The sequence below is a fragment of the Blautia sp. AM23-13AC genome (assembly GCF_003435675.1).
In the GTDB taxonomy this organism is placed as follows: Bacteria; Bacillota; Clostridia; order Lachnospirales; family Lachnospiraceae; genus Fusicatenibacter; species Fusicatenibacter saccharivorans.
The window spans coordinates 51,381-73,002 of the sequence record NZ_QTUL01000014.1 but is presented as its reverse complement, the minus strand read 5'-3'; the positions used below and the strand labels follow the sequence as shown (position 1 = coordinate 73,002).

Sequence of the window (21,622 nt, the reverse complement as noted above, 5' to 3'; positions counted from 1 at the left end):
GAATTTTGCGATGTGACCTTCCCGCCGGATTCTAAAAAGATCCTAATACAAGAAAAAGGAGTTCTCAAAAAGGTAGCTAAAAAAGCTATATTTTTTGTAGAACGCCCTTGTTTTACATTCGCATATGGATTTGATTTCCAACTGATACTAAAATAACTCAAAAACTTAAAAAACGCAAGTGCTTTTTTGAACTCAGTCCCTTTTTCGTATTATTTTACAAAACTTTCCTAATTCAGGCGAAAAAATTAGCGGATTCGATGAAAGCTTTCGCGGCAGTCGTCAAGGTCTCGTGCAAGCACAGACTTTGACTCGTTGCTCGCGAAAAAAAATACTGTGCGGACCCTGAGGAGGAAGTCCCCCAGGAATCCTGCACAGCATTTTCGTGCTTAAACTCAGGCTTTGTTTGCAGAACCGAACAGTTCGATTTTTTCTCTTACAGTAGCTTTGATAGCTTCTGCGCCAGGAGCAAGCAGTTTACGAGGATCGAATCCTTTACCCTGCTGATCTTTTCCCTCTTCGATGTATTTACGTGTAGCTGCTGCGAATGCAAGCTGGCACTCTGTATTTACATTGATTTTGGAAACGCCAAGGTCAATGGCTTTCTTGATCATGTCATCCGGGATACCTGTACCACCGTGAAGAACGAGCGGCATAGTTCCTGTCAGCTCCTGTACAGCTGCCAGAGTCTCAAAGCTCAGTCCCTGCCAGTTAGCCGGGTATACACCGTGGATATTGCCGATACCTGCTGCAAGCATATCTACACCGAGGTCTGCAATCATCTTGCACTCGTTCGGATCAGCGCATTCGCCCATACCTACAACACCATCTTCTTCTCCACCGATAGAACCAACTTCTGCTTCCAGAGACATTCCTTTCTCTTTGCAAACAGCTACCAGTTCTTTTGTTTTTGCAACGTTCTCTTCGATCGGATAATGAGATCCGTCAAACATGATGGATGAGAAACCTGCTTCGATGCATTTGTAACATCCTTCGTAGGTTCCGTGGTCCAGATGCAGAGCAACCGGAACAGTGATGTTCAGTTCTTCGATCATAGCTTTTACCATAGCAGCTACAGTTTTGAAACCTGTCATGTATTTTCCTGCACCCTCAGATACACCAAGGATAACCGGAGAATTCATCTCCTGTGCGGTAAGAAGGATGGATTTTGTCCACTCCAGGTTGTTGATGTTAAACTGACCAACTGCATAGTGGCCAGCTTTTGCTTTGTCCAACATTTCTTTTGCTGATACTAACATAGCTCAAATGACCTCCTGTGTCTGTAATTGTGCCGTGTACCGTTTTCAGGCTTACGGCATACTTGTTACTTTCATAACTGGTTTTATTATACAACATCTTTCTGCAAATGCCAAATGATTTTCGTAGCGAAATCCATTTTTTTGCACTTTTTTGTGAAAAACTTATCAAAAAGCCGTGCCTACTTATTGTTCAGAACCAGTTCCATGGCATGTTTGCGCGCTTCGATGCAGACATAGCCGTGATCTCCGCCGTATTCGCCGTCCAGAGTCCAGGAAATCTCCTGGTTGGACTCGATGATGATGCGGTCGGTCTTGAACGAATCGATGAGGTCTGTGTGATCCTCCTGCATCAGCAGGGACGCAATGATCTCATTCAGTTCCAGCGGGTTTTTCGGGCGTTTGATCAGGGTTACCTCGAAGAGTCCGTCATCCAGGCGTACATCCTGTCCCGGCAGGTTTTTGAAGCCGCCGACGGACTTGGCATTCGTCACCATACCGTAGATATACTCTCCCTCAAAGGTTTCCCCGTTTGCCTCGACTTTAATCCAGTACGTCGGCACATTCCAGATCCGTTTGGATCCCTCCAGCAGGTATGCCAGATGGCCGAGAATGTTTTTCATGTGCTGATCTGTCTCATAGGAAACATCCGTGAAAAGGCCGAATGCAGCGATGTAGACAAAGCTGTCGTTGTTGAACGCTCCCACATCACAGGAATACAGGTTTCCCTCGATGATATCCTTTGCCGCCTGTACCATATCTTTCGAAATAGAAAGACTGTTTGCAAAGTCATTGGTGCTTCCGGCCGGAATATAACCGATCGGAACGCGCTGATCCACTTCCATCAGACCGCTGACAACTTCATCCAGTGTTCCGTCGCCCCCGCTGCAGACAACGAGATCCACCTGCGGCGCAAGCTCCTTTGTCTTTTCGAAACCATCTCCGACTGCCTGCGTCGGGTGGACAATGACTTCATATCCGCCTTTTACAAAAACATCGATAATTTCAAACAGTTTACTTTTAATCTGTGCTTTTCCGGAAAACGGATTAAAAATAAACAACATTTTTTTCTTGCTCTCCATGCAAATGCTCTCCTTTGTATCCCATTTTAGCTGTTCTGTATTCTGTATTGTACCTTATTCGCAAAGCAGATGCAACCCCGTACATTGCCACAATTTCGCAATTGTGTCATATAAAATATGATATACAACAAAACAGGAGCCACCTACTAAGAGGCAGCCCCTGCGAATTTCAAAACTATTTACAGATTAAACCAGCTCGATTACAACTTCCATAGCTGCATCACCTTTACGCGGTCCGATCTTGATGATACGGGTATATCCGCCGTTACGGTCTGCATATTTCGGAGCGATCTCATCGAACATTTTCTGTGGCATATCGATGGACTTGGTGTTTTTCTTGCGTCCTGCTGCTTCGGTCGGAACCTCTGTTACAGGATAGAAGAAGCTTGCCATCTGACGTCTAGCGTGAAGTCTGGACGGAAGATCTTTTTTGATCTCTTTCTGAACTTCATCGTATACGGTAACTTTTTTGCCGTCTTTTACTTCTTTCACACGTTTGCCATCAGCATCTTTGCGAGCTACTTTAGCAGTAACGGTAACGGTCTCAAAGTTATCTTTCTCTTTTACAGCCAGTGCGATCATGCTTTCAGCGATCTTGCGGATCTCTTTCGCTTTGGTCTCAGTGGTAACGATTTTTCCGTGATACAGAAGGTTGGTTACCTGGTTTCTTAATAATGCTTTTCTCTGGTCAGATGTTCTGCCAAGTTTTCTATATTTTGCCATTTTAAATTTTCCTCCATTTGTGGAACCCGCAAGTCATGCTGCCTCGGACTTACTGACAGGGGGTTTTCGTCTACAAATCAAACGGAAAGATAAATCGCTGTGATTTATTCTCCGTCCCCAGGACTCAGTGACAGTCCCAGTTCTTTCAGCTTTGCAAGTACCTCTTCCAGAGACTTGCGGCCCAGGTTACGAACCTTCATCATGTCTTCGGAAGTTTTGTTGCACAGCTCTTCTACGGTATTGATACCGGCACGTTTCAAGCAGTTATAGGAACGCACGGAAAGCTCAAGCTCGTCGATGTTCATCTCCAGAACTTTCTCTTTCTCATTGTCCTCTTTCTCGATCATAACTTCTGCTGTCTTCGCATTCTCAGACAGATCGATGAAGAGTTTCAGATGCTCGCTTAAAACCTTAGCTGCCAGGCTGACTGCCTCGTCCGGATCCAGTGTTCCTCTGGTGTAAACATCCAGTGTCAGTTTATCGTAATCGGTAATCTGACCTACACGGGTGTTCTCCACTTTGAGGTTTACACGCTCAACCGGTGTATAGATAGCATCCACAGCGAGAACGCCGATCGGCATGTCATCGCTCTTGCCTTTGTCAGCACTGATATAACCGCGGCCTTTTGTGATCGTCAGCTCCATGTACAGCTTGCTGTCCGGGCCGCCGTTCAGGGTTGCGATTACCTGATCCGGATTCATGATCTCAATATCCTGATCTACCTGAATATCGGATGCTCTTACAACTCCCTCGCCCTCGAACTCAATATAAGCAACTTTTGCTTCGTTGGTTACGCTGTTATTGCGGATTGCAAGGCTCTTCAGGTTCATGATGATTTCTGTAACGTCTTCTTTTACTCCAGGGATGGAGCTGAATTCATGAAGAACGCCCTCGATTTTAACCTGGCTTACTGCTGCTCCAGGGAGGGAAGAAAGCATAATTCTGCGAAGAGAATTACCTAATGTGATACCGTAGCCTCTTTCCAGAGGTTCAACCACAAATCTGCCGTACTTCTTGTCATCAGAAATCTCAGTAATTTCAATTTTCGGTTTGTTAAAATCAAACACTCGAAAGCCCCTCCTTTTAAATTGGTTGGCTCATTACTCATGGGAATAAAGCCTTCCGCGTATGGCGATTCTTTATTTAGAATACAGCTCGACGATCTGCACTTCGTCAACCGGAACATCGATCATTTCGCGGGTAGGACGCTCTTTTACAACACCTTTGAGTGCCTCAAGATCAGCCTCGATCCATTCTGGAGTCAGACGGCCGCCTGTAACCTCTACGATGTCTTTATATCTCTGAGAGGATTTTTTACCCTCTTTGATTTCGATGGTATCACCAGCGCTTACAAGGTAAGACGGGATATTTACCTGTTTGCCGTTAACCAGAACGTGTTTGTGGTCAACGATCTGACGTGCTTCTTTTCTGGTTCTAGCCATTCCCATACGGAACAGAACGTTGTCCAGACGGAGCTCAAGAAGGATCATCAGGTTCTCACCAGTCTGTCCTTCCATTCTGTCAGCCTTTTTGTAATAGTTAACAAAAGGTTTCTCCAGAACGCCGTAGATGAATTTTGCTTTCTGTTTTTCTCTTAACTGAAGACCATACTCAGACATTTTTCTGTTTGCTCTTTTCAGCTGTCTTGTGGACTTCTTATCAATTCCAAGATATACAGGATCCATTCCGAGGGATCTGCATCTTTTCAGGACTGGTACTCTATTTACTGCCATGTTCTTAACCTCCTAATCAGACTCTTCTACGTTTTGGTGGGCGGCATCCGTTGTGCGGAACCGGTGTTACGTCGCGGATGCTTGTAACTTCAAGACCGCATGCCTGAAGGGCACGGATTGCAGCTTCACGACCTGATCCTGGTCCTTTTACCATAACGTCAACAGTCTTTAAGCCATGAACCAGCGCTGCTTTGGTAGCAGTTTCTGCAGCCATCTGAGCTGCGTATGGAGTAGATTTTCTTGAACCTCTAAATCCCAGACCGCCGGCACTTGCCCATGAAAGAGCGTTTCCTTCTGCATCAGTCAGTGTTACGATTGTATTATTGAAGGAAGACTGGATATGTGCCTGTCCGTGTTCAACGTTTTTTCTGACACGACGTTTTGTCGTTTTCTTTGTCACTTTTGCCATTTTAAAACTAACCTACACTTTCTTAATCTTATATTGGACTACTGGTTAAATTATTTCTTCTTATTTGCAACAGTTCTCTTAGGACCTTTGCGGGTTCTTGCGTTGGTCTTTGTTTTCTGACCACGAACCGGAAGGCCTTTACGATGACGGATACCTCTGTAGCATCCGATCTCCTGCAGACGTTTGATGTTCATAGCGATTTCTCTACGAAGATCTCCCTCTACAACCTGAGTCTCATCGATAACTGCGCTGAGTCTCTTTACTTCATCGTCTGTCAAATCTCTGCAGCGTGTATCTGGATTTACTCCAGCCTCTTTTAAGATACGATCTGCACTTGTTCTACCGATTCCGTAGATATAGGTCAGACCAATCTCAACACGTTTGTCTCTTGGTAAGTCTACACCAGCTATACGAGCCATGTACTTTGTCCTCCATTTTTCTAAAACATTAATATTTTCCTAATTGGGATACAGGTATGCGTGTATCCAGCCGTGTTCGCACGACCTTTCTCCTTCTGCCACCTGACAGATGGGAGTATTAAGCAATATTATAAGGGATGTCTGCGCTCCGCGCGTCCATCCGCCGGAGGTGTCCTGGCTGCTTTGTCTGCCAGGTGTCTCACTTTATAATATTAACAGCAAAACAACGCACTCACGCGCATCTTTGCTGCAGCCGCACTTAAAATCTGCACAATTACGATCAAGCCTAATGACGGATTAGCCCTGGCGCTGTTTGTGCTTTGGATTCTCACAAATGATTCTGATGCTACCTTTTCTTTTGATAACTTTGCATTTCTCGCAGATCGGTTTTACAGAAGATCTAACCTTCATGATGAATCCTCCTTTCTTTGCTCCTAGCGCCCCGTGTAGGGGAATTTTCTGTTGTAAACTTTTGGGATGCGCTTTCTTTTTGTGGGTTAGAAAAAAGTCCACGCGCAAAAGTTCGTTTTATAGTATAGCATTTTGTCCCCGGAAATGCAAGGAATTTTTTACATATTTTTTCACTTTTTTTTGCTCCTTTTCTGTGCATTTTTTCATTTCTCCCACCGGTAAGAAAAAAAACAGGCAGGACAGATTTTTTTTCTCTGTCCCGTCTGTTTTTACAGGTAACATCTTTTTTTGCATCATGATCCTGAGTTCAGCGGTTTGTATTTGCTTGCGCATACGGATTCTGATTTTACTACATTTCCGCTTGCATCTTTGTAATCACGATACGTTACATTACTCATTTCATCGATCTGCTTTACCCTTGGCTCAATGGTATAGTCGTTTTCTTTTGTTCCGAGAATTTTTACGGTCAGTGTGTCACTGCTGTCCATATTCATCACAATTTTCACCGGGTACTTATGATTATTTTCAAATTTGAAATCCGGTGAATCCCAGAATACGGTTGCATCCATTCCAGACGGCACATAATGTACCGGCATCGAATGGTTGGCTCTTTCCACCACATCAAGGTCTGTGTACAAAATAGCGGAAAACAGTGTGGAGGACACCTGGCATTCGCCTCCTCCAAGTACCTGGACGACTTTGCCATCCTGATAGCCTGCTGCCTCCTGATATCCTTTTTCCGCCGTTGTATCACCTACGACACCATTAAAAGAGAAGGTTTCTCCCGGCAGAACAATCTGTCCGTTGCATATAGATGCCGTAAGTCCGACGTTGTGAATTCTTCCGCTCGTTCCACCCGCTGCGCTGGAGCTGTAACTTCCAAGCGTGTCTTTAAACAGGTTTGCGTTCATCTTCTCGGTTGTAATCTCCGGCTCGGTAAATGTAAACGGAATCGTGATATCCGTATTTTCTTCTGCACTCTCATACTCGGCTTTCGCATTGTCCGCATTCATTGAGGTTCCGTTTTTCGATGCCACAACGGAATATCCGTTATCCGGATCCAGCGTCGCATTGACGGGATCGGTATAAATCTGGCTTGCAATTCCGGCAAAATCCGGTTCTGTCAGCTGATTTTCTGCCGTCGGGCAGGAAATTACATCCTGGAAATTCATTGCTGTCACATTCGTCTGGATCTGCTGTTTTAAGGCATCCACATCCGGTCTGGTTCCGGAAATGCCTTTATGCACGATCAGGCCGGTATCTGTTACTTCATATGTAGTATCCTGCATGGAGTTGTAATCCTGAATGCCGGATGCCTGTACAATTCCTTCCACCTCATCTGGATGGGTCGCAGTCGGCTGCACATCATAGGAAAGCTTCTCTGCCTTTCCCCATTTCATCTCGACCCACTCCAGACCGCGAACCAGAAGATTTCCATGGCCTTTTTCATATGCTTTTTCAATTTCTGCGGAAGCATCCATCCCCAGCATTGGAAATACGTTCATCGTATACTGCTGACCATCCAGCTCAACGGTAACAGCTGTATCTTTATAATCTTCTTCAAACTTCTGTTCTACTGTCTGCGCAGCTTCTTTTTTGCTCATTCCCTGAATGTTTACTCCGTTAATAGAAGCATCTGCCCAGATTTTGTCATCCTCGATGATCAGACAGAAGATTCCATATGCAGCGGCAAGTAAAACAATCACTGCAACTACGCTCAATGCTGCAACAAGGCCTTTTTTCTTTCCCCTTTTTGTCATTGCACATTTTCCTTTCCTGTTATCTGTAAGGAGCAGCGATGCCATTGCTGCAGATCCGAATTTTTTTCAGACTGCAGCCTGCTGTTTCATAAAATGTTTCCCTGATTTCTGCCGGTACATGGATTTTACCGCACCGCACAGGAGATCCTTCCCGGTAAAATTTCTCCGTAAAGTTTCTCTATTGCATTGTATCACATTATTTTGAGAATTCAACCAAATATTTCAACTTCACACAGAATTCACAAACATATATTCTTCTGTCGCTTTCGAGCCCTCATCTGTCATTTTCACGGTTTTCCGGCCGCTCTTTTCTCCTGTCTTTTCACTTTTTCTTTTTTTTCTGACGGTTTAAAAATTTTGTTTCAAAAGTGCACAAATTCTCCTGGTTTTTACAAAAAGTTTTCATAAAATTTTATACTTTTTTCATTGCTTTTTCTATTAAAATATTGCATAATACATCTGGAAGGTTTCAAAAGGGACTGAAAAGAAATTCAGATGCCCGCCGCCGCGGATGCTGCAGGGTTTGCAGACTGGTGCTTGCTTTGTGGCTGTCAGAAATCTGAAGGCCGGTGATCGAAATCTTTGTTCTGTAGAACGGTTACTGTTATTGGGGATGAATACAGAGAAACACATACAGAGAAAAAGCCATCCGGCATGCCGGATGGCTTTTTTTATCGTATTTCTTATTTATCTCTCCAGATAATACGTCCCTTGTCCAGATCGTATGGGGACAGCTCGATGGTTACTTTGTCTCCCGGAAGAATACGGATAAAGTTCATACGCAGCTTTCCGCTGATATGAGCCAGTACAACGTGTTTATTTTCCAGTTCTACTTTAAACATTGCGTTTGGTAATTTCTCGAGGACAGTTCCCTCTACTTCAATTACATCTGCCTTAGACATTGATTAATCCTCCTTCAACTCTTTGCAACTTTTTTCTTTTAATGCCTTACGGATATCTTCATCACGAACCGCATCCGTCATTTCGTAATCCGGCTGTACGTGAATCAGCTTCTTCTTTTTCGGCCGGTTGGCGGTACGGATTTTTCCGTCCACCAGGAATACGTATGGCTCCTGTACATCCGAAATCACATACAGCTTTCCTTTATCGTGGCCGGCCAGGCTTCTGGCAAACATTCCTTTCACAATCGGTTTCATAAATCCTCCTCCGTATGCGAAAGTGTCAGAATTTCCGGTTCTCCCTCCGTAATCAGAATCGTGTTCTCATAATGTGCGGCAAGAGAGCCGTCTTCTGTCACAACGGTCCAGTCATCATCCAGCCATCTGACTGCATAGCCTCCGGCTGTGATCATCGGCTCGATGGCGAGCGTCATGCCAGGCTGCAGACGGACGCCGCGGCTTGGCTGTGCGAAGTTCGGCACTGCCGGATCTTCGTGCAGGTGCGTTCCGATGCCGTGGCCTACCAGGTCGCGGACAACGCCGTAGCCGAAGCTCTCTGCGTATGCACCGATCGCCGCCGAAATCTCATGAAGATGATGGCCTGCTTTTGCGTATTTGATTCCTTCAAAAAAGGCCTGGCGTGTTACTTCCACCAGTTTTCTTGCCTCCGGCGAGATCTCACCGACCGCGTGTGTGCGGGCTGCGTCGGAATGGTATCCTTCATAGATAAGTCCCGCATCCAGGCTGACAATGTCGCCCTCTTTCAGAATCCGTTTTTTACTTGGGATTCCATGAACCACTTCTTCGTTCACAGAAACGCAGATCGAAGCCGGATACCCATTATAGTTTAAAAAGTTGGGAGTGCATCCGAAGCTGCGGATCATCTCTTCTCCGAGCTTGTTGATTTCCCAGGTTGACATTCCCGGATGGATGGCGCGGCCTAATTCATCGTGTACCTTCTCCAGCAGTTCACCGGCACGGCGCATTTTTTCAATTTCCCGGGCAGTTTTAATTGATATGGACATCCTTTACGCTCCTAAAATCTTTACTATATCCTGAAATACCACGTTGATATCCTGGGTTCCGTCAACTTCCACCAGAACATTGGCTTTCTTATAGTAGTCAATCAGAGGCTGTGTCTGAGCATGGTATACAGACAGTCTCTTCTGTACGGTCTCAGGTTTATCGTCATCACGGAGAACCAGCTCGCCGCCGCAGGTATCGCATACATCTTCTACCTTTGGTGCGTTAAATTCTACATGATAGGTTGCTCCGCATCCGATGCAGGCACGGCGTCCGCCCATACGGTGAACGATATTTTCATCCGGTACTTCTACATTGATTGCGTAGTCAATTTTCTCTCCGCGTGCTTCCAGGGCTTTGGTCAGTGCCTCTGCCTGCGGAATCGTTCTTGGGAAGCCATCCAGCACGTAGCCCTTTGCTGCGTCCGGTTTGGAAATACGGTCTACAACAAGATCGCAGGTCAGCTCGTCTGGAACGAGTTCTCCCTTGTCCATGAATGCTTTCGCTTTCTTTCCAAGCTCGGTTCCCTCTTTGATATTTGCGCGGAAGATATCGCCGGTTGAAATATGAGGAATCTCATATTTTGCAGCGATCTGTTTTGCCTGTGTACCTTTTCCGGCACCAGGTGCCCCCAACATAATAATTTTCATGCGCTTTTCCTCCCATGTTTGAATTTGCAGCAATCCACTGCGTGTAATTTACCCTATTATACCATAAAATAAACCACAATAGCAAAAATTTTCTCTGTTAAAGCCTCTTTAAAAGCGCTTTAAACAAAAGAAAGGGCCTGTCTTATCCAGACAGTCCCTCTTATGCCTTAATCGTTTAAGAATCCTTTGTAATTGCGTACCAGCATCATGGATTCAATCTGTTTTAAGGTTTCCAGAATTACGCTGGCAATAATGATCAGAGAAGTACCTCCAAAGGATACATTCGCTTTGAAAAATCCATTAAAGAAAAATGGAATCACTGCAACAATGGTAAGACCTGCTGCACCGATAAAAATAATATAGCTGAGCAGATTGTTCAGATAATCTACCGTGGATTTACCCGGGCGGATGCCTGGGATAAAGCCGCCCTGTTTTTTCATGTTATCTGCAACTTCCATCGGGTTGAAGGTGATGGAGGTATAGAAATAAGCGAAGAAAATAACAAGGACAATGTAGAGAATCAGGCCCAGCGAAGCAACTGGATTGGTTTTATCAAACCAGTTGTTGGAATTCAGCATCTTGATCAGCGTTCCGCCGATACCTTTGATATCCGACTTTCCGACAAACGACAGGATAATCGATGGGAAAGACATGATGGATGATGCAAAGATGATCGGGATAACGCCCGCTGTATTTACCTTCAGCGGAATATTGGATGACTGTCCGCCAACCATTTTTCTTCCGGCCATTTTCTTGGAATACTGTACCGGAATTCTTCTCTCAGCGCCATTCAGGATCAGTACCAGCACAACAACAGCGATGATCACAACAGCGATGATAATCCACATCAGCAGACCACGCGCGATGGTTTTGCCTTTTACGAAGGTTTCGTAAAGGGTTACCATATCCTGCGGGATTCTGGAAAGGATGTTGATTAACAGGACCATAGAAATACCATTTCCAACGCCCTTGTCGTTGATCTGTTCTCCCACCCACATAAGGAAGGCAGAACCGGCTGTCAGAGCTGCCACTACAACAATCACATTAACTGCGTTAAAAGTGGTGAGGAGTCCCTGGCGTCCAAAGCCTACTGCCATGGCAACAGACTCAAACAATGCAAGACCTACTGTCACATAACGAGTAATCGCAGTCATTTTCTTTCTTCCCTCTTCGCCGTCACGCTGCATTTCCTCAAGTCGTGGAATTGCAATGGTGAGCAGCTGAATAATGATGGAAGAAGTAATGTACGGTGTAATACTCAGAGCAAAGATGGAGAAACGGTCGAAACCGCCGCCCGTGAATGCATTCAGGAAGCTGAATGCCTCATTCGTATTATTTGCAAAATAATTCGCAAAAAAGCTTGTATTGACACCCGGTACAGGCATCTGAGAGCCTAACCGGATGACAACAAGCATCATAAGCACATAAAATATTTTGCGACGAACATCTTTGACCTTAAATGCATTGATAAAGGTCTTAAACATTAGATCACCTCGACTGTTCCACCTGCCGCTTCAATTTTTGCCTTTGCGCTCTCGCTGAAAGCATTTGCTTTTACAGTGAGTTTTTTGGTGACTTCACCGTTTCCAAGGATTTTTACGCCATCTCTCGGATTGGAAACAAGACCAGTCTCAATCATAGTTTCTACGGTTACAACAGCTCCGTCCTCATAACGATTCAGAGCATCTACATTGATTCCAACGATTTCCTTGGAGTTTCTGTTTTTGAAACCTCTCTTCGGAAGACGTCTGTATAAAGGCATCTGACCACCTTCAAATCCCGGTCTCGGTGCTCCGGAACGTGCTTTCTGTCCTTTGTGGCCTTTACCTGCTGTTTTACCATTTCCTGAACCATGTCCACGGCCTCTGCGGAAGTTATCGTTCTGTCTGGAACCTTCAGCCGGCTGTAAATTAGATAAGTCCATTACGGTACCTCCTTATGCTTCTTCTACTTTAACCAGGTAAGAAACCTGATTAACCATGCCGCGAACTGCTGCGTTATCCGGCAGTTCTACCGTCTTGTTAACTTTTTTCAGACCCAGTGCTTCCACGGTTCTTCTGTGTTTCGGAACACATCCGATCGGGGATTTCACCAGTGTTACTTTTAATTTATCTGCCATTTTTCACATCCTCCTTAAGCAAAGATCTCGTTTGTAGATTTGCCGCGAAGTCTTGCTACTTCTTCTGGAGTCTTCAGCTCAGACAGACCAGCGATGGTAGCCAGAACTACGTTCTGCTTATTTCTGGATCCAAGGGATTTTGTACGGATGTTCTTAATACCAGCTAACTCGATTACGGCACGGGCTGGGCCACCAGCGATGACACCAGTACCTTCAGGAGCTTTCTTTAACAGAACCTCTGCGCTTCCGAATTTACCTACGTAGTCATGAGTGATACTTCCGTTCTCATTGATTGCTACGCTTACCAGTTTCTTCATAGCGTCTTCTTTACCTTTGCGGATAGCTTCCGGAATCTCGGCTGCTTTTCCAAGGCCTGCGCCTACGTGTCCATTGCCGTCGCCGACAACTACTAAAGCTGTGAAACGGAAGTTACGACCACCTTTAACAACTTTTGTAACACGCTTAATTGATACGACTTTTTCTTCCAGTTCGAACTGGCTTGCATCAATAATTGTATGCTTCATGTGTTCTTTTCCTTCCTTTCTTAGAATACCAGCCCAGCTTCTCTAGCTGCGTCTGCGAATGCCTGGATTTTTCCCTGGTAGATGAATCCGCCACGGTCAAATACAACTTCAGTAATACCTGCTTCTACAGCTCTCTTTCCAAGAACGGTTCCAAGATATGCTGCTGCATCTACATTGTTGGTTTTCTCAAGCTCTGCTTTAACATCTTTCTGAAGAGTAGAAGCAGAAACTAAAGTATTTCCAATCGTATCGTCGATAATCTGAGCATACATATGGTTATTGCTGCGGAATACACACAGACGCGGACGCTGTGCAGTACCTACGATATGATTACGTAATCTTCTATGCTTTTTCTGGCGCATCTGCGCTCTTGATACTTTACTAATCATGTTCACACTCTCCTTAATTATTTCTTACCAGTCTTACCAACTTTACGTCTGATCACTTCATCAGCATACTTGATTCCCTTGCCCTTGTATGGCTCAGGTCTTCTCTTGTCTCTGATTTCAGCGGCATACTGGCCAACTTTCTCTTTGCTGATACCGGAAACAATGATCTTGTTGCCGTCTACAGCGGAGGAGAGTCCTTCCGGATCGATCATCTCTACCGGATGAGAATATCCAAGAGACAGAACTAATTTGTTGCCCTGTTTTGCAGCTCTGTAACCTACACCGTTTACTTCCAGTGTTTTGGTATAGCCTTCGCTAACACCAATTACCATGTTGTGGATCAGAGTTCTGGTCAGACCATGAAGAGCTTTCATTTTCTTCAGATCGTTCGGTCTTGTAACTACTACGTGTCCGTCTTCCAGTTTGATGGTCATTTCAGACGGGAGAGTTCTCTCTAATGTTCCTTTTGGTCCTTTTACTACAACGTGGTTGTTTTCCTGGATGTCTACTGTTACACCTGCAGGAATTGCCACTGGCAGTCTTCCAATACGTGACATACCAATTTCCTCCTATTAACTTAGATTTTCGGAGAGAGCTTTAAGCTCTCTCTGTTTTCAGTTGCCTTGTTTCGTTTCTATTACCAAACGAATGCCAGAACCTCGCCGCCGACCTGCAGCTTACGAGCTTCTTTATCGGTGATAACACCCTGGTTTGTGGAAAGAATAGCGATTCCAAGTCCGCCAAGTACTCTCGGCAGCTCATCTTTGCCAACATAGATTCTCAGACCCGGTTTGGAGATTCTCTTCAGACCGGTGATGATCTTCTCGTTTTTGTCAGCGCCGTATTTCAGGGTGATGTGCATATTCTGGAATGCACCCTCATCGCTGAGTTCATATTTTGCAATGTATCCCTCGTTTACCAGGATATCAGCGATTGCGATTTTCATTTTGGATGCCGGAACATCTACTGTATCATGTTTTGCAGTGTTAGCGTTACGGATTCTTGTAAGCATATCTGCAATCGGATCACTCATACTCATTTGAATTTGCCTCCTTCTAAAATTTTACCAACTAGCTTTCTTAACGCCAGGAATCTGGCCTTTGTATGCTAATTCACGGAAGCAGATTCTGCAGATTCCGTATTTTCTTAAATATGCGTGTGGACGGCCACAAATTCTGCAACGATTGTATTCTCTTGTAGAGAATTTAGCTTTGCGCTGCTGTTTGATTTTCATTGCTGTTTTAGCCATGAATCAATTCCTCCTATTACTTTGCGAATGGCATGTTGAATAATGTCAGTAATTCACGAGCTTCTTCATCTGTGTTAGCAGTGGTAACGAAGATAATGTCCATACCTCTGACTTTATCAACTTTATCATACTCGATCTCTGGGAAAATCAGCTGCTCTTTGATACCAAGAGCATAGTTTCCTCTGCCATCGAAAGCGTTCGGATTTACGCCGCGGAAGTCACGTACACGAGGCAGTGCCAGGTTGATCAGGCGGTCTGCGAACTCGTACATTTTCTCGCCACGAAGGGTAACTTTGCATCCGATCGGCATACCCTCACGGATTTTAAAGTTTGCTACGGAATTTTTCGCTTTGGTGGTAACTGCTTTCTGTCCGGTGATAGCTTCCATATCACTGATTGCAGCGTCCAGAAGTTTAGCGTTCTCCTTAGCTTCACCAACACCCATGTTGATTACGATTTTGGAGAGCTTCGGCACTTCCATCACGTTTTTGTATCCAAATTTTTTGGTCATTGCATCAACGATCTGCTCGTTGTAAAGATCTTTCAGTCTACTCACGGTTTTGCCTCCTCTCTTCCTTAATCAATTACTGCGCCGTTCAGCTCTTTTGCTTTTGCAACGCGGGTTCTAACAGCTTTTGTTTTGCCGTTTTTCTCAACCATCTCAACTTTGATTCCAACGCGGGTCGGAACTCCTTTTACAACCAGCATTACGTTGGATGCATCGATAGGAGCTTCTTTGTTAACGATTCCGCCCTGCTGATTGCTCATAGACGGTTTCTCATGCTTTGTAATCATGTTTACGCCTTCAACAACAACACGGTTGTTCTTTACGTCAACGCTGACTACTTTGCCGGTTTTGTCTTTATCTTTGCCGGCGATTACCTTTACGGTATCGCCTTTTTTAATCTTCATTGACATAGCTGTCCTCCTATAATACTTCCGGAGCTAAGGAAACAATCTTCATGAACTGTTTCTCACGAAGCTCTCTGGCTACTGGTCCAAAAATACGGGTTCCTTTTGGAGTTTTGTCATCTTTGATAATAACTGCTGCGTTCTCATCAAATTTGATGTAAGAACCGTCTTTACGACGAGCGCCTTTTACGCTTCTTACAACAACAGCTTTTACTACGTCACCTTTTTTAACAACGCCGCCTGGTGTTGCATCTTTGACCGAAGCAACGATTACATCACCAATGTTGGCATATCTTCTTGTAGAACCGCCCATAACACGAATGCATAAGATTTCTTTTGCACCGGTGTTGTCAGCGACTTTCAGTCTAGTTTCCTGCTGAATCATGCTGGTATTCCTCCTTTAGCATTCTGATCTCTTATTTATTTCGCTTTCTCAACGATCTCCACAAGTCTCCATCTCTTATCTTTGGATAAAGGTCTTGTTTCCATAACTCGTACGGTATCACCTACATGGCACTCGTTGTTTGCATCGTGTGCTTTCAGCTTATATGTGCTTTTTACAATTTTCTTGTACAGAGGATGTTTTACATGGTCTTCGATGGCAACCACGATAGTCTTATCCATCTTATCGCTGACAACTTTGCCCACGCGAGTTTTTCTAAGATTTCTTTCTTCCACGATATTTTCCTCCTAATTACTCAGCTGCGTTTGCCTTCTGGGCAATAACAGTCTGGATTCTTGCAATATTTTTGCGAACCTCTTTGATTCGGCTTGTATTGTCAAGCTGGTTGGTTGCATTCTGGAATCTTAAATTGAAGAGTTCCTTTTTAGCAGCTACTAATTCGTCATTCAGCTCAGCTGCGCTCTTTGTATTTAAATCTTTTACAAATTCGTTAGTTTTCACTGTTATCACCGCCTTCTAAGTCTGCACGAGAAACAACTTTGCATTTACATGGTAACTTATGCATGGCAAGACGTAATGCCTCGCGGGCTGTTTCTTCTGGAACACCTGCGATTTCGAACATTACACGGCCTGGTTTTACTACTGCTACCCAGTACTCCAGAGAACCTTTTCCGGAACCCATTCGGGTTTCAGCCGGCTGTGCGGTTACTGGTTTGTCCGGGAAAATTTTGATCCAAACTTTACCACCACGTTTGATGTAACGTGTCATGGCGATACGGGCTGCCTCGATCTGGTTGGATTTGATCCAGCATGGCTCAAGGGCTACGAGACCAAATTCACCGTAGTTAATTTTGTTTCCTCTGAGGGCTTTACCCTTCATGGAACCACGGAACTGTTTACGACGTTTTACTCTCTTCGGCATTAACATAATTAATTCTCGCTCCCTTCCTTTTTAGTTCTGGTTGGAAGTACTTCGCCATTGTAGATCCATGCTTTTACGCCAACTTTACCGTAAGTGGTATCTGCTTCAGCGAATCCATAATCGATATCGGCACGCAGGGTCTGCAGCGGAATAGTTCCCTCGCTGTAGAACTCGGTACGAGCCATATCAGCTCCACCAAGACGTCCGGATACAGATGTTTTGATTCCCTTAGCGCCAGCTCTCATCGTACGCTGCATGGTAGACTTCATAGCACGACGGAAGGAAATACGGTTTTCCAGCTGTAATGCAATGTTCTCAGCTACGAGCTGTGCATCGCGGTCCGGTCTTTTTACTTCTTTGATATCTACGATAAGCTTTTTGTCAGTCAGTTTCTGAACTTCAGCTTTTACTTTCTCGATCTCTGCTCCGCCTTTACCGATAACAACGCCCGGTTTTGCGGTGTAGATGATAACTTTTACTCTGTCAGATGCTCTTTCGATTTCGATCTTGGAAACACCTGCGCTGTACAGTTTCTTCTTCAGGTATGTGCGGATGTTGTAGTCCTCTACGAGGTTATCTGCGAAATCACCCTCGGCATACCATTTGGAATCCCAGTCTTTAATAACACCGACTCTCAGGCCGTGTGGATTAACTTTCTGTCCCATGACATGTCCTCCTTATTTCTCGTCTAACACAATCGTGATGTGGCTGTTTCTCTTCAGGATTCTGTAAGCTCTGCCCTGTGCTCTCGGATGAATTCTCTTCATGGTCGGAGCCTTGTTAGCGAAGCACTCAGCTACATACAGGTTTTCTCTGGAAAGACCGTTGTTGTTCTCAGCGTTTGCGATTGCGGACTCCAGCAGTTTTTTCACTACGCTGGAGGCATATCTCGGGTTATAAGTTACAATACCAAGTGCGGTTGTTACGTCTTTACCGCGGATTGCATCTAAAACAAATCCAGCTTTCTGCGCAGACATTCTAGCGTAGGATAACTTTGCAGACGGTCTGGTATCTTTGTTAGCATTTCTTGCTCTTTTAATCTGACTTCTATGTCCTTTAGCCATTGCTAAAAAACCTCCTCTCTCAAATCATTCTACTTAGCGGACGCCGGATTTCTTCTCGTCCTTGCCGTGACCTCTGTAGGTTCTGGTTGCTACGAACTCACCGAGTTTGTGTCCAACCATATCCTCTGTAACGTATACCGGCACATGTTTTCTTCCGTCATGAACAGCGATTGTGTGTCCAACGAATGACGGGAAGATTGTAGAACGACGTGACCAGGTTTTAATGACTGTTTTATCTCCTGAAGCGTTTGCAGCGTCAACTTTCTTTAACAGGCTTTCATCTGCAAATGGTCCTTTTTTTAATGAACGAGACATCGTTTACCTCCTTATTTCGATAAAGCTTTTCCATCGCGTCTTCTTACGATGTACTTGTTAGACTGCTTGTTCTTTGCTCTGGTCTTCAGGCCAAGAGCCGGTTTTCCCCAAGGAGTAGACGGGCCCGGACGTCCGATACCGGTCTTTCCTTCTCCACCACCATGTGGATGGTCATTCGGGTTCATGACAGAACCACGTACAGTCGGGCGGATACCCATGTTACGTTTCCGTCCTGCTTTACCAATGTTGATCAGGCTGTGCTCGCCATTTCCAACAACACCGATGGATGCACGGCAGTTGATCGGAACCATTCTCATCTCTCCGGATGGAAGACGAAGGGTTGCGTATTTGCCTTCTTTAGCCATCAGCTGAGCGCCATTACCAGCTGCACGAACAAGCTGTCCGCCTTTGCCTGCATGAAGCTCTACGTTGTGAACCATGGTACCAACCGGAATCTCGGACAGCGGCAGGCAGTTTCCAGGTCTTACTTCGGCAGCAGCGCCGCTCATAACCTTCATGCCAACTTTCAGTCCTTCCGGAGCCAGGATGTATGCTTTCTCGCCGTCTGCATAGCAGATCAAAGCGATGTTTGCTGTTCTGTTCGGATCGTACTCGATCGATTTAACAGTTGCCGGAACATCATCTTTTCTTCTCTTAAAGTCGATGATTCTGTATTTTCTTCTGCTTCCGCCTCCGCGGTGTCTTACAGTGATTTTACCCTGGTTGTTACGTCCAGCGTTTTTCTTCAGGGACACTACCAGAGATTTCTCCGGTGTGCTCTTCGTGATTTCGTTGAAATCAGAGGAGGTCATGTGTCTTCTGGAAGGTGTATATGGGTTAAAGCTTTTGATTCCCATTACTTTGTTCTCCTTTCATTTCGTATCGCACTTATGTGTGCATATTTCGAACAGCTGCTAATTAAAGTCCTTCGAAGATCTCGATGTCTTTGCTGTCCTCGGTCAGAGCAACGATTGCTTTCTTGCTCTTTGCAGTTTTTCCAACTACCATTCCACGGCGTTTGTTCTTTCCGTCCATGTTCATGGTGTTTACGCTTTTAACTTTTGTTCCTTCGAACATTTTCTCAACTGCTTCTTTGATCTGAGATTTGTTTGCTTCCGGGTGAACCAGGAATGTGTATTTCTTCTCGCCCATAGCATTCATGCTCTTCTCAGTTACGATTGGTTTCAGGATTACGTCGTAATATCTGATATCTGCCATTATGCGTACACCTCCTCGATAGATGCAACACTTGTTTTGGTTGCGATGATGGTGTTGTATTTCAGCATGTCGAATACGTTGATGGTATTAACAGATGCAGTCTGAACGCCAGCAATGTTTCTTGCGGACAGTGCTACGTTTTCGCTGTCATCTCCGATGATTACCAGTGCGTTGTTTACTTTGAGGTTGTCAAGCACTTTCTTCATCTCTTTTGTTTTAACTTCTGCAAGTTTCAGCTCATCAAGAACGATGAATTTGTTCTCCTGAACTTTGCTTGTCAGAACGGATTTTAATGCAGCTCTTTTCTCTTTCTTGTTCATTTTGAAAGAGTAATCTCTTGGTACTGGAGCGAATACAACTCCGCCGCCTGTCCACTGAGGAGCTCTTGTTGAACCCTGTCTTGCGTGACCTGTTCCTTTCTGTCTCCACGGTTTTCTTCCGCCACCGCTTACTTCGGAACGGGTTTTAGCTTTCTGAGTTCCCTGACGATTATTTGCAAGCTGAAGCACTACAGCCTGATGTACCAGATGCTCGTTGATTTCTACACCGAACACTGCATCATTAAGCTCCATGCTGCCAACTTCTTTGCCTTCCATATTTAATACAGATACGTTAGCCATTACGTGTGTTCCTCCTTTCAACGAACTTATTTACCGCATTTTACTGTCTCTTTGATGGTAACCATGGATTTTTTCGGTCCTGGTACAGCACCTTTGACTAACAGTAAATTGTTCTCTACGTCAACTTTTACGATTTCCAGGTTCTGTACGGTGATTTTCTTTCCACCCATCTGTCCTGGCATTCTTTTTCCTTTGAATACCTTACTCGGATCGGAGCAAGCACCATTGGAACCTGCGTGACGATGATATTTGGAACCATGAGCCATAGGTCCTCTGGACTGACCATGTCTCTTGATGGCACCCTGGAATCCTTTACCTTTGCTTGTTGCAGTAGCGTCGATTTTGTCGCCTGCGCCAAAGATATCGGCCTTGATTTCCTGTCCTAATGTATAGGTTTCGGCATCTTCAAATCTGAACTCTTTCAGATATCTCTTGCAGGAAACACCTGCTTTTGCGAACTGGCCTTTCATCGGTTTGTTCACACGGTTTTCTTTCTTCTCGCCGAAGCCTACCTGAATTGCACTGTACCCGTCGTTGTCTGCGGTTTTCACCTGTGTTACAACACACGGACCTGCCTGCAATACAGTTACCGGTACTAAAACACCGTTTTCGTCGAAGATCTGAGTCATTCCGACTTTTGTAGCTAAAATTGCTTTCTTCATTCCTTTTACCTCCTGTTTTATCTACAGCGGAACTTCCTATTATAAAGAAGTTCATTCTAGCGAACAGTTGATATAAGTGGAACACTATGACCCTTAGGGATGTTGATTCCTTCGAATGAGTGTTGCTTCTATATCATCTATTGCTTACTTAATTGATGGCCGGGGGCTGATCCCGGACTTTTTGCAGCTGATCTTATTTGTTTTTCATCTTGATGTCGATGTAAACACCAGCCGGCATTTCCAGTCTTGATAATGCATCCACTGTTTTCTGGGTAGGTGCGATGATATCAATCAGTCTCTTGTGGGTTCTCTGCTCGAACTGCTCACGGGAATCTTTGTACTTATGAACTGCACGAAGGATAGTTACTACCTCTTTCTTCGTTGGAAGCGGTACTGGTCCGCTCACCGTTGCTCCGTTCTTCTTTACAGTTTCGATAATTTTCTGTGCAGATGCATCTACTAACTGATGATCATACGCTTTCAGTGTAATTCTCATTACTTGACTTGCCATAAAAAAAGTCGCCTCCTTTTCGCACTTTTACGAGTACGACAAGCGGTGACTGTACACTTACCCGTGTGTGTCCTGATGTTTGCACACGGTCGTTTCCACTCTTACAGGTGGACTTAATTGTGGGTACAGTGACTTGTCGCCAGTTTCTTTAACTTGACATTCGCTCCACGGAAAACCCGCTGTTTCTCAGCGGCAACCTCGCGCTTCAACGCTATCAATGTCACAACAGTTGTTAGTATACAAGAAAGCACGCGAAAAATCAAGGTTTTTTTTTATTTTTTTCGATTTATCCGTTTTTATGCAAAAAGAGAAATACAGGGGGGCCGTGTTGTGCACTTTTCCTATATTTCTC

The 21,622-nt window shown here is 44.7% G+C and carries 35 protein-coding genes; all 35 read right to left on the bottom strand.

From position 1 onward, the window contains the following. Positions 1-392: 392 nt before the first annotated feature. Positions 393-1,256 carry a class II fructose-1,6-bisphosphate aldolase gene (gene fba / locus DW642_RS13435; protein ID WP_022461579.1) on the bottom strand — a complete coding sequence of 288 codons (864 nt, stop codon included), beginning with the start codon at positions 1,254-1,256 and terminating at the stop codon, positions 393-395. Between the two features lie 179 nt (positions 1,257-1,435). Further along, a complete protein-coding gene (locus DW642_RS13430; protein ID WP_022461578.1) occupies positions 1,436-2,335 on the bottom strand; it encodes a diacylglycerol/lipid kinase family protein in 900 nt (299 codons plus the stop codon). Positions 2,336-2,521: 186 nt separating this feature from the next. Further along, positions 2,522-3,058, bottom strand: a complete 537-nt coding sequence (locus DW642_RS13425) for a bL17 family ribosomal protein (protein WP_022461577.1) — start codon at positions 3,056-3,058, stop codon at positions 2,522-2,524. 104 nt (positions 3,059-3,162) lie between these two features. Then, positions 3,163-4,125: a DNA-directed RNA polymerase subunit alpha gene (locus tag DW642_RS13420; RefSeq protein WP_117510475.1), complete on the bottom strand. Its 963-nt coding sequence runs from the start codon at positions 4,123-4,125 to the stop codon at positions 3,163-3,165. A 72-nt stretch (positions 4,126-4,197) separates the two neighbouring features. Then, positions 4,198-4,791 (bottom strand): 30S ribosomal protein S4, encoded by a 594-nt coding sequence (rpsD, locus tag DW642_RS13415; RefSeq protein ID WP_022461575.1) that lies wholly within the window; start codon positions 4,789-4,791, stop codon positions 4,198-4,200. Between the two features lie 16 nt (positions 4,792-4,807). Then, on the bottom strand, positions 4,808-5,200 hold the full coding sequence (gene rpsK, locus DW642_RS13410) for a 30S ribosomal protein S11 (protein ID WP_022461574.1): 393 nt from the start codon (positions 5,198-5,200) through the stop codon (positions 4,808-4,810). A 50-nt stretch (positions 5,201-5,250) separates the two neighbouring features. After that, on the bottom strand, positions 5,251-5,619 hold the full coding sequence (gene rpsM, locus DW642_RS13405) for a 30S ribosomal protein S13 (protein ID WP_117510474.1): 369 nt from the start codon (positions 5,617-5,619) through the stop codon (positions 5,251-5,253). Positions 5,620-5,916: 297 nt separating this feature from the next. Further along, positions 5,917-6,030, bottom strand: a complete 114-nt coding sequence (rpmJ, locus tag DW642_RS13400; protein WP_003022746.1) for a 50S ribosomal protein L36 — start codon at positions 6,028-6,030, stop codon at positions 5,917-5,919. 293 nt (positions 6,031-6,323) lie between these two features. Further along, on the bottom strand, positions 6,324-7,790 hold the full coding sequence (locus tag DW642_RS13390; protein ID WP_158555030.1) for a VanW family protein: 1,467 nt from the start codon (positions 7,788-7,790) through the stop codon (positions 6,324-6,326). Positions 7,791-8,473: 683 nt separating this feature from the next. After that, positions 8,474-8,692 (bottom strand): translation initiation factor IF-1, encoded by a 219-nt coding sequence (gene infA / locus DW642_RS13385; protein ID WP_022461642.1) that lies wholly within the window; start codon positions 8,690-8,692, stop codon positions 8,474-8,476. A 3-nt stretch (positions 8,693-8,695) separates the two neighbouring features. Beyond that, positions 8,696-8,947 (bottom strand): KOW domain-containing RNA-binding protein, encoded by a 252-nt coding sequence (locus DW642_RS13380; protein ID WP_022461643.1) that lies wholly within the window; start codon positions 8,945-8,947, stop codon positions 8,696-8,698. Further along, positions 8,944-9,714, bottom strand: a complete 771-nt coding sequence (gene map, locus DW642_RS13375) for a type I methionyl aminopeptidase (RefSeq protein ID WP_022461644.1) — start codon at positions 9,712-9,714, stop codon at positions 8,944-8,946. The genes DW642_RS13380 and map overlap by 4 nt, the downstream gene beginning before the upstream one ends. Before the next feature lie 3 nt (positions 9,715-9,717). Next, a complete protein-coding gene (locus DW642_RS13370; protein WP_022461645.1) occupies positions 9,718-10,362 on the bottom strand; it encodes an adenylate kinase in 645 nt (214 codons plus the stop codon). A 167-nt stretch (positions 10,363-10,529) separates the two neighbouring features. After that, positions 10,530-11,846 (bottom strand): preprotein translocase subunit SecY, encoded by a 1,317-nt coding sequence (gene secY / locus DW642_RS13365; RefSeq protein WP_022461646.1) that lies wholly within the window; start codon positions 11,844-11,846, stop codon positions 10,530-10,532. Then, positions 11,846-12,286: a 50S ribosomal protein L15 gene (gene rplO / locus DW642_RS13360; RefSeq protein WP_022461647.1), complete on the bottom strand. Its 441-nt coding sequence runs from the start codon at positions 12,284-12,286 to the stop codon at positions 11,846-11,848. Before rplO ends, secY begins: the two co-directional genes overlap by 1 nt. Before the next feature lie 12 nt (positions 12,287-12,298). Continuing rightward, positions 12,299-12,481 (bottom strand): 50S ribosomal protein L30, encoded by a 183-nt coding sequence (gene rpmD, locus DW642_RS13355; protein ID WP_022461648.1) that lies wholly within the window; start codon positions 12,479-12,481, stop codon positions 12,299-12,301. A 14-nt stretch (positions 12,482-12,495) separates the two neighbouring features. Next, positions 12,496-13,005, bottom strand: a complete 510-nt coding sequence (gene rpsE / locus DW642_RS13350) for a 30S ribosomal protein S5 (RefSeq protein WP_022461649.1) — start codon at positions 13,003-13,005, stop codon at positions 12,496-12,498. 20 nt (positions 13,006-13,025) lie between these two features. Beyond that, a complete protein-coding gene (rplR, locus tag DW642_RS13345; protein WP_117510471.1) occupies positions 13,026-13,394 on the bottom strand; it encodes a 50S ribosomal protein L18 in 369 nt (122 codons plus the stop codon). A 17-nt stretch (positions 13,395-13,411) separates the two neighbouring features. Beyond that, on the bottom strand, positions 13,412-13,951 hold the full coding sequence (gene rplF / locus DW642_RS13340) for a 50S ribosomal protein L6 (RefSeq protein WP_022461651.1): 540 nt from the start codon (positions 13,949-13,951) through the stop codon (positions 13,412-13,414). Between the two features lie 80 nt (positions 13,952-14,031). Next, a complete protein-coding gene (rpsH, locus tag DW642_RS13335; protein ID WP_022461652.1) occupies positions 14,032-14,433 on the bottom strand; it encodes a 30S ribosomal protein S8 in 402 nt (133 codons plus the stop codon). 24 nt (positions 14,434-14,457) lie between these two features. Then, the gene (locus DW642_RS13330; RefSeq protein ID WP_022461653.1) at positions 14,458-14,643 is read right to left on the bottom strand and encodes a type Z 30S ribosomal protein S14; all 186 of its coding nucleotides are present in this window, start codon (positions 14,641-14,643) and stop codon (positions 14,458-14,460) included. Between the two features lie 16 nt (positions 14,644-14,659). After that, positions 14,660-15,199: a 50S ribosomal protein L5 gene (gene rplE / locus DW642_RS13325; protein ID WP_022461654.1), complete on the bottom strand. Its 540-nt coding sequence runs from the start codon at positions 15,197-15,199 to the stop codon at positions 14,660-14,662. A 20-nt stretch (positions 15,200-15,219) separates the two neighbouring features. Next, positions 15,220-15,561, bottom strand: coding sequence for a 50S ribosomal protein L24 (rplX, locus tag DW642_RS13320; RefSeq protein ID WP_022461655.1), 342 nt, complete (start codon positions 15,559-15,561; stop codon positions 15,220-15,222). 10 nt (positions 15,562-15,571) lie between these two features. Next, positions 15,572-15,940, bottom strand: coding sequence for a 50S ribosomal protein L14 (gene rplN, locus DW642_RS13315; RefSeq protein ID WP_022461656.1), 369 nt, complete (start codon positions 15,938-15,940; stop codon positions 15,572-15,574). A gap of 35 nt (positions 15,941-15,975) precedes the next feature. Then, positions 15,976-16,233 (bottom strand): 30S ribosomal protein S17, encoded by a 258-nt coding sequence (gene rpsQ, locus DW642_RS13310; RefSeq protein ID WP_022461657.1) that lies wholly within the window; start codon positions 16,231-16,233, stop codon positions 15,976-15,978. A gap of 16 nt (positions 16,234-16,249) precedes the next feature. After that, complete coding sequence (rpmC, locus tag DW642_RS13305) at positions 16,250-16,459, bottom strand: 50S ribosomal protein L29 (RefSeq protein ID WP_022461658.1); 210 nt, start codon at positions 16,457-16,459, stop codon at positions 16,250-16,252. Beyond that, positions 16,449-16,886 (bottom strand): 50S ribosomal protein L16, encoded by a 438-nt coding sequence (rplP, locus tag DW642_RS13300; protein ID WP_022461659.1) that lies wholly within the window; start codon positions 16,884-16,886, stop codon positions 16,449-16,451. Before rplP ends, rpmC begins: the two co-directional genes overlap by 11 nt. A gap of 2 nt (positions 16,887-16,888) precedes the next feature. Continuing rightward, entirely contained in the window at positions 16,889-17,545 is a 657-nt protein-coding gene (rpsC, locus tag DW642_RS13295; protein WP_022461660.1) for a 30S ribosomal protein S3, read from the bottom strand. Between the two features lie 12 nt (positions 17,546-17,557). Then, positions 17,558-17,944 (bottom strand): 50S ribosomal protein L22, encoded by a 387-nt coding sequence (gene rplV, locus DW642_RS13290; RefSeq protein ID WP_022461661.1) that lies wholly within the window; start codon positions 17,942-17,944, stop codon positions 17,558-17,560. Between the two features lie 33 nt (positions 17,945-17,977). Then, positions 17,978-18,259, bottom strand: coding sequence for a 30S ribosomal protein S19 (gene rpsS, locus DW642_RS13285; protein ID WP_022461662.1), 282 nt, complete (start codon positions 18,257-18,259; stop codon positions 17,978-17,980). An 11-nt stretch (positions 18,260-18,270) separates the two neighbouring features. Continuing rightward, on the bottom strand, positions 18,271-19,116 hold the full coding sequence (gene rplB / locus DW642_RS13280; protein WP_117510470.1) for a 50S ribosomal protein L2: 846 nt from the start codon (positions 19,114-19,116) through the stop codon (positions 18,271-18,273). A gap of 61 nt (positions 19,117-19,177) precedes the next feature. Continuing rightward, on the bottom strand, positions 19,178-19,477 hold the full coding sequence (gene rplW / locus DW642_RS13275) for a 50S ribosomal protein L23 (RefSeq protein ID WP_055220757.1): 300 nt from the start codon (positions 19,475-19,477) through the stop codon (positions 19,178-19,180). Next, positions 19,477-20,097, bottom strand: coding sequence for a 50S ribosomal protein L4 (gene rplD / locus DW642_RS13270; RefSeq protein ID WP_055220759.1), 621 nt, complete (start codon positions 20,095-20,097; stop codon positions 19,477-19,479). Before rplD ends, rplW begins: the two co-directional genes overlap by 1 nt. A 26-nt stretch (positions 20,098-20,123) precedes the next feature. Next, entirely contained in the window at positions 20,124-20,759 is a 636-nt protein-coding gene (gene rplC / locus DW642_RS13265; RefSeq protein ID WP_022461666.1) for a 50S ribosomal protein L3, read from the bottom strand. Between the two features lie 193 nt (positions 20,760-20,952). After that, on the bottom strand, positions 20,953-21,270 hold the full coding sequence (rpsJ, locus tag DW642_RS13260) for a 30S ribosomal protein S10 (protein WP_117510469.1): 318 nt from the start codon (positions 21,268-21,270) through the stop codon (positions 20,953-20,955). Positions 21,271-21,622 lie beyond the last annotated feature (352 nt).

What these genes read in the sequence shown, in the direction of transcription:
- rpsH (WP_022461652.1), bottom strand. Translation starts at nt 14,433, where the DNA reads ATGAGTATGAGTGATCCGATTGCAGATATGCTTACAAGAATCCGTAAC.
- secY (WP_022461646.1), bottom strand. Translation starts at nt 11,846, where the DNA reads ATGTTTAAGACCTTTATCAATGCATTTAAGGTCAAAGATGTTCGTCGC.
- rplW (WP_055220757.1), bottom strand. Translation starts at nt 19,477, where the DNA reads ATGGCAGATATCAGATATTACGACGTAATCCTGAAACCAATCGTAACT.
- fba (WP_022461579.1), bottom strand. Translation starts at nt 1,256, where the DNA reads ATGTTAGTATCAGCAAAAGAAATGTTGGACAAAGCAAAAGCTGGCCAC.
- DW642_RS13425 (WP_022461577.1), bottom strand. Translation starts at nt 3,058, where the DNA reads ATGGCAAAATATAGAAAACTTGGCAGAACATCTGACCAGAGAAAAGCA.
- rplF (WP_022461651.1), bottom strand. Translation starts at nt 13,951, where the DNA reads ATGTCACGTATTGGAAGACTGCCAGTGGCAATTCCTGCAGGTGTAACA.
- rpsK (WP_022461574.1), bottom strand. Translation starts at nt 5,200, where the DNA reads ATGGCAAAAGTGACAAAGAAAACGACAAAACGTCGTGTCAGAAAAAAC.
- rplR (WP_117510471.1), bottom strand. Translation starts at nt 13,394, where the DNA reads ATGATTAGTAAAGTATCAAGAGCGCAGATGCGCCAGAAAAAGCATAGA.
- rplP (WP_022461659.1), bottom strand. Translation starts at nt 16,886, where the DNA reads ATGTTAATGCCGAAGAGAGTAAAACGTCGTAAACAGTTCCGTGGTTCC.
- rpmD (WP_022461648.1), bottom strand. Translation starts at nt 12,481, where the DNA reads ATGGCAGATAAATTAAAAGTAACACTGGTGAAATCCCCGATCGGATGT.
- DW642_RS13370 (WP_022461645.1), bottom strand. Translation starts at nt 10,362, where the DNA reads ATGAAAATTATTATGTTGGGGGCACCTGGTGCCGGAAAAGGTACACAG.
- rplX (WP_022461655.1), bottom strand. Translation starts at nt 15,561, where the DNA reads ATGTCAATGAAGATTAAAAAAGGCGATACCGTAAAGGTAATCGCCGGC.
- DW642_RS13330 (WP_022461653.1), bottom strand. Translation starts at nt 14,643, where the DNA reads ATGGCTAAAACAGCAATGAAAATCAAACAGCAGCGCAAAGCTAAATTC.
- rplN (WP_022461656.1), bottom strand. Translation starts at nt 15,940, where the DNA reads ATGATTCAGCAGGAAACTAGACTGAAAGTCGCTGACAACACCGGTGCA.
- rplB (WP_117510470.1), bottom strand. Translation starts at nt 19,116, where the DNA reads ATGGGAATCAAAAGCTTTAACCCATATACACCTTCCAGAAGACACATG.
- rpsS (WP_022461662.1), bottom strand. Translation starts at nt 18,259, where the DNA reads ATGTCTCGTTCATTAAAAAAAGGACCATTTGCAGATGAAAGCCTGTTA.
- infA (WP_022461642.1), bottom strand. Translation starts at nt 8,692, where the DNA reads ATGTCTAAGGCAGATGTAATTGAAGTAGAGGGAACTGTCCTCGAGAAA.
- rplD (WP_055220759.1), bottom strand. Translation starts at nt 20,097, where the DNA reads ATGGCTAACGTATCTGTATTAAATATGGAAGGCAAAGAAGTTGGCAGC.
- rplV (WP_022461661.1), bottom strand. Translation starts at nt 17,944, where the DNA reads ATGGCTAAAGGACATAGAAGTCAGATTAAAAGAGCAAGAAATGCTAAC.
- rpsD (WP_022461575.1), bottom strand. Translation starts at nt 4,791, where the DNA reads ATGGCAGTAAATAGAGTACCAGTCCTGAAAAGATGCAGATCCCTCGGA.
- rplO (WP_022461647.1), bottom strand. Translation starts at nt 12,286, where the DNA reads ATGGACTTATCTAATTTACAGCCGGCTGAAGGTTCCAGACAGAACGAT.
- rpsC (WP_022461660.1), bottom strand. Translation starts at nt 17,545, where the DNA reads ATGGGACAGAAAGTTAATCCACACGGCCTGAGAGTCGGTGTTATTAAA.
- rpsE (WP_022461649.1), bottom strand. Translation starts at nt 13,005, where the DNA reads ATGAAGCATACAATTATTGATGCAAGCCAGTTCGAACTGGAAGAAAAA.
- DW642_RS13430 (WP_022461578.1), bottom strand. Translation starts at nt 2,335, where the DNA reads ATGGAGAGCAAGAAAAAAATGTTGTTTATTTTTAATCCGTTTTCCGGA.
- rpmJ (WP_003022746.1), bottom strand. Translation starts at nt 6,030, where the DNA reads ATGAAGGTTAGATCTTCTGTAAAACCGATCTGCGAGAAATGCAAAGTT.
- DW642_RS13380 (WP_022461643.1), bottom strand. Translation starts at nt 8,947, where the DNA reads ATGAAACCGATTGTGAAAGGAATGTTTGCCAGAAGCCTGGCCGGCCAC.
- DW642_RS13390 (WP_158555030.1), bottom strand. Translation starts at nt 7,790, where the DNA reads ATGACAAAAAGGGGAAAGAAAAAAGGCCTTGTTGCAGCATTGAGCGTA.
- rpsJ (WP_117510469.1), bottom strand. Translation starts at nt 21,270, where the DNA reads ATGGCAAGTCAAGTAATGAGAATTACACTGAAAGCGTATGATCATCAG.
- rpsM (WP_117510474.1), bottom strand. Translation starts at nt 5,619, where the DNA reads ATGGCTCGTATAGCTGGTGTAGACTTACCAAGAGACAAACGTGTTGAG.
- rplC (WP_022461666.1), bottom strand. Translation starts at nt 20,759, where the DNA reads ATGAAGAAAGCAATTTTAGCTACAAAAGTCGGAATGACTCAGATCTTC.
- map (WP_022461644.1), bottom strand. Translation starts at nt 9,714, where the DNA reads ATGTCCATATCAATTAAAACTGCCCGGGAAATTGAAAAAATGCGCCGT.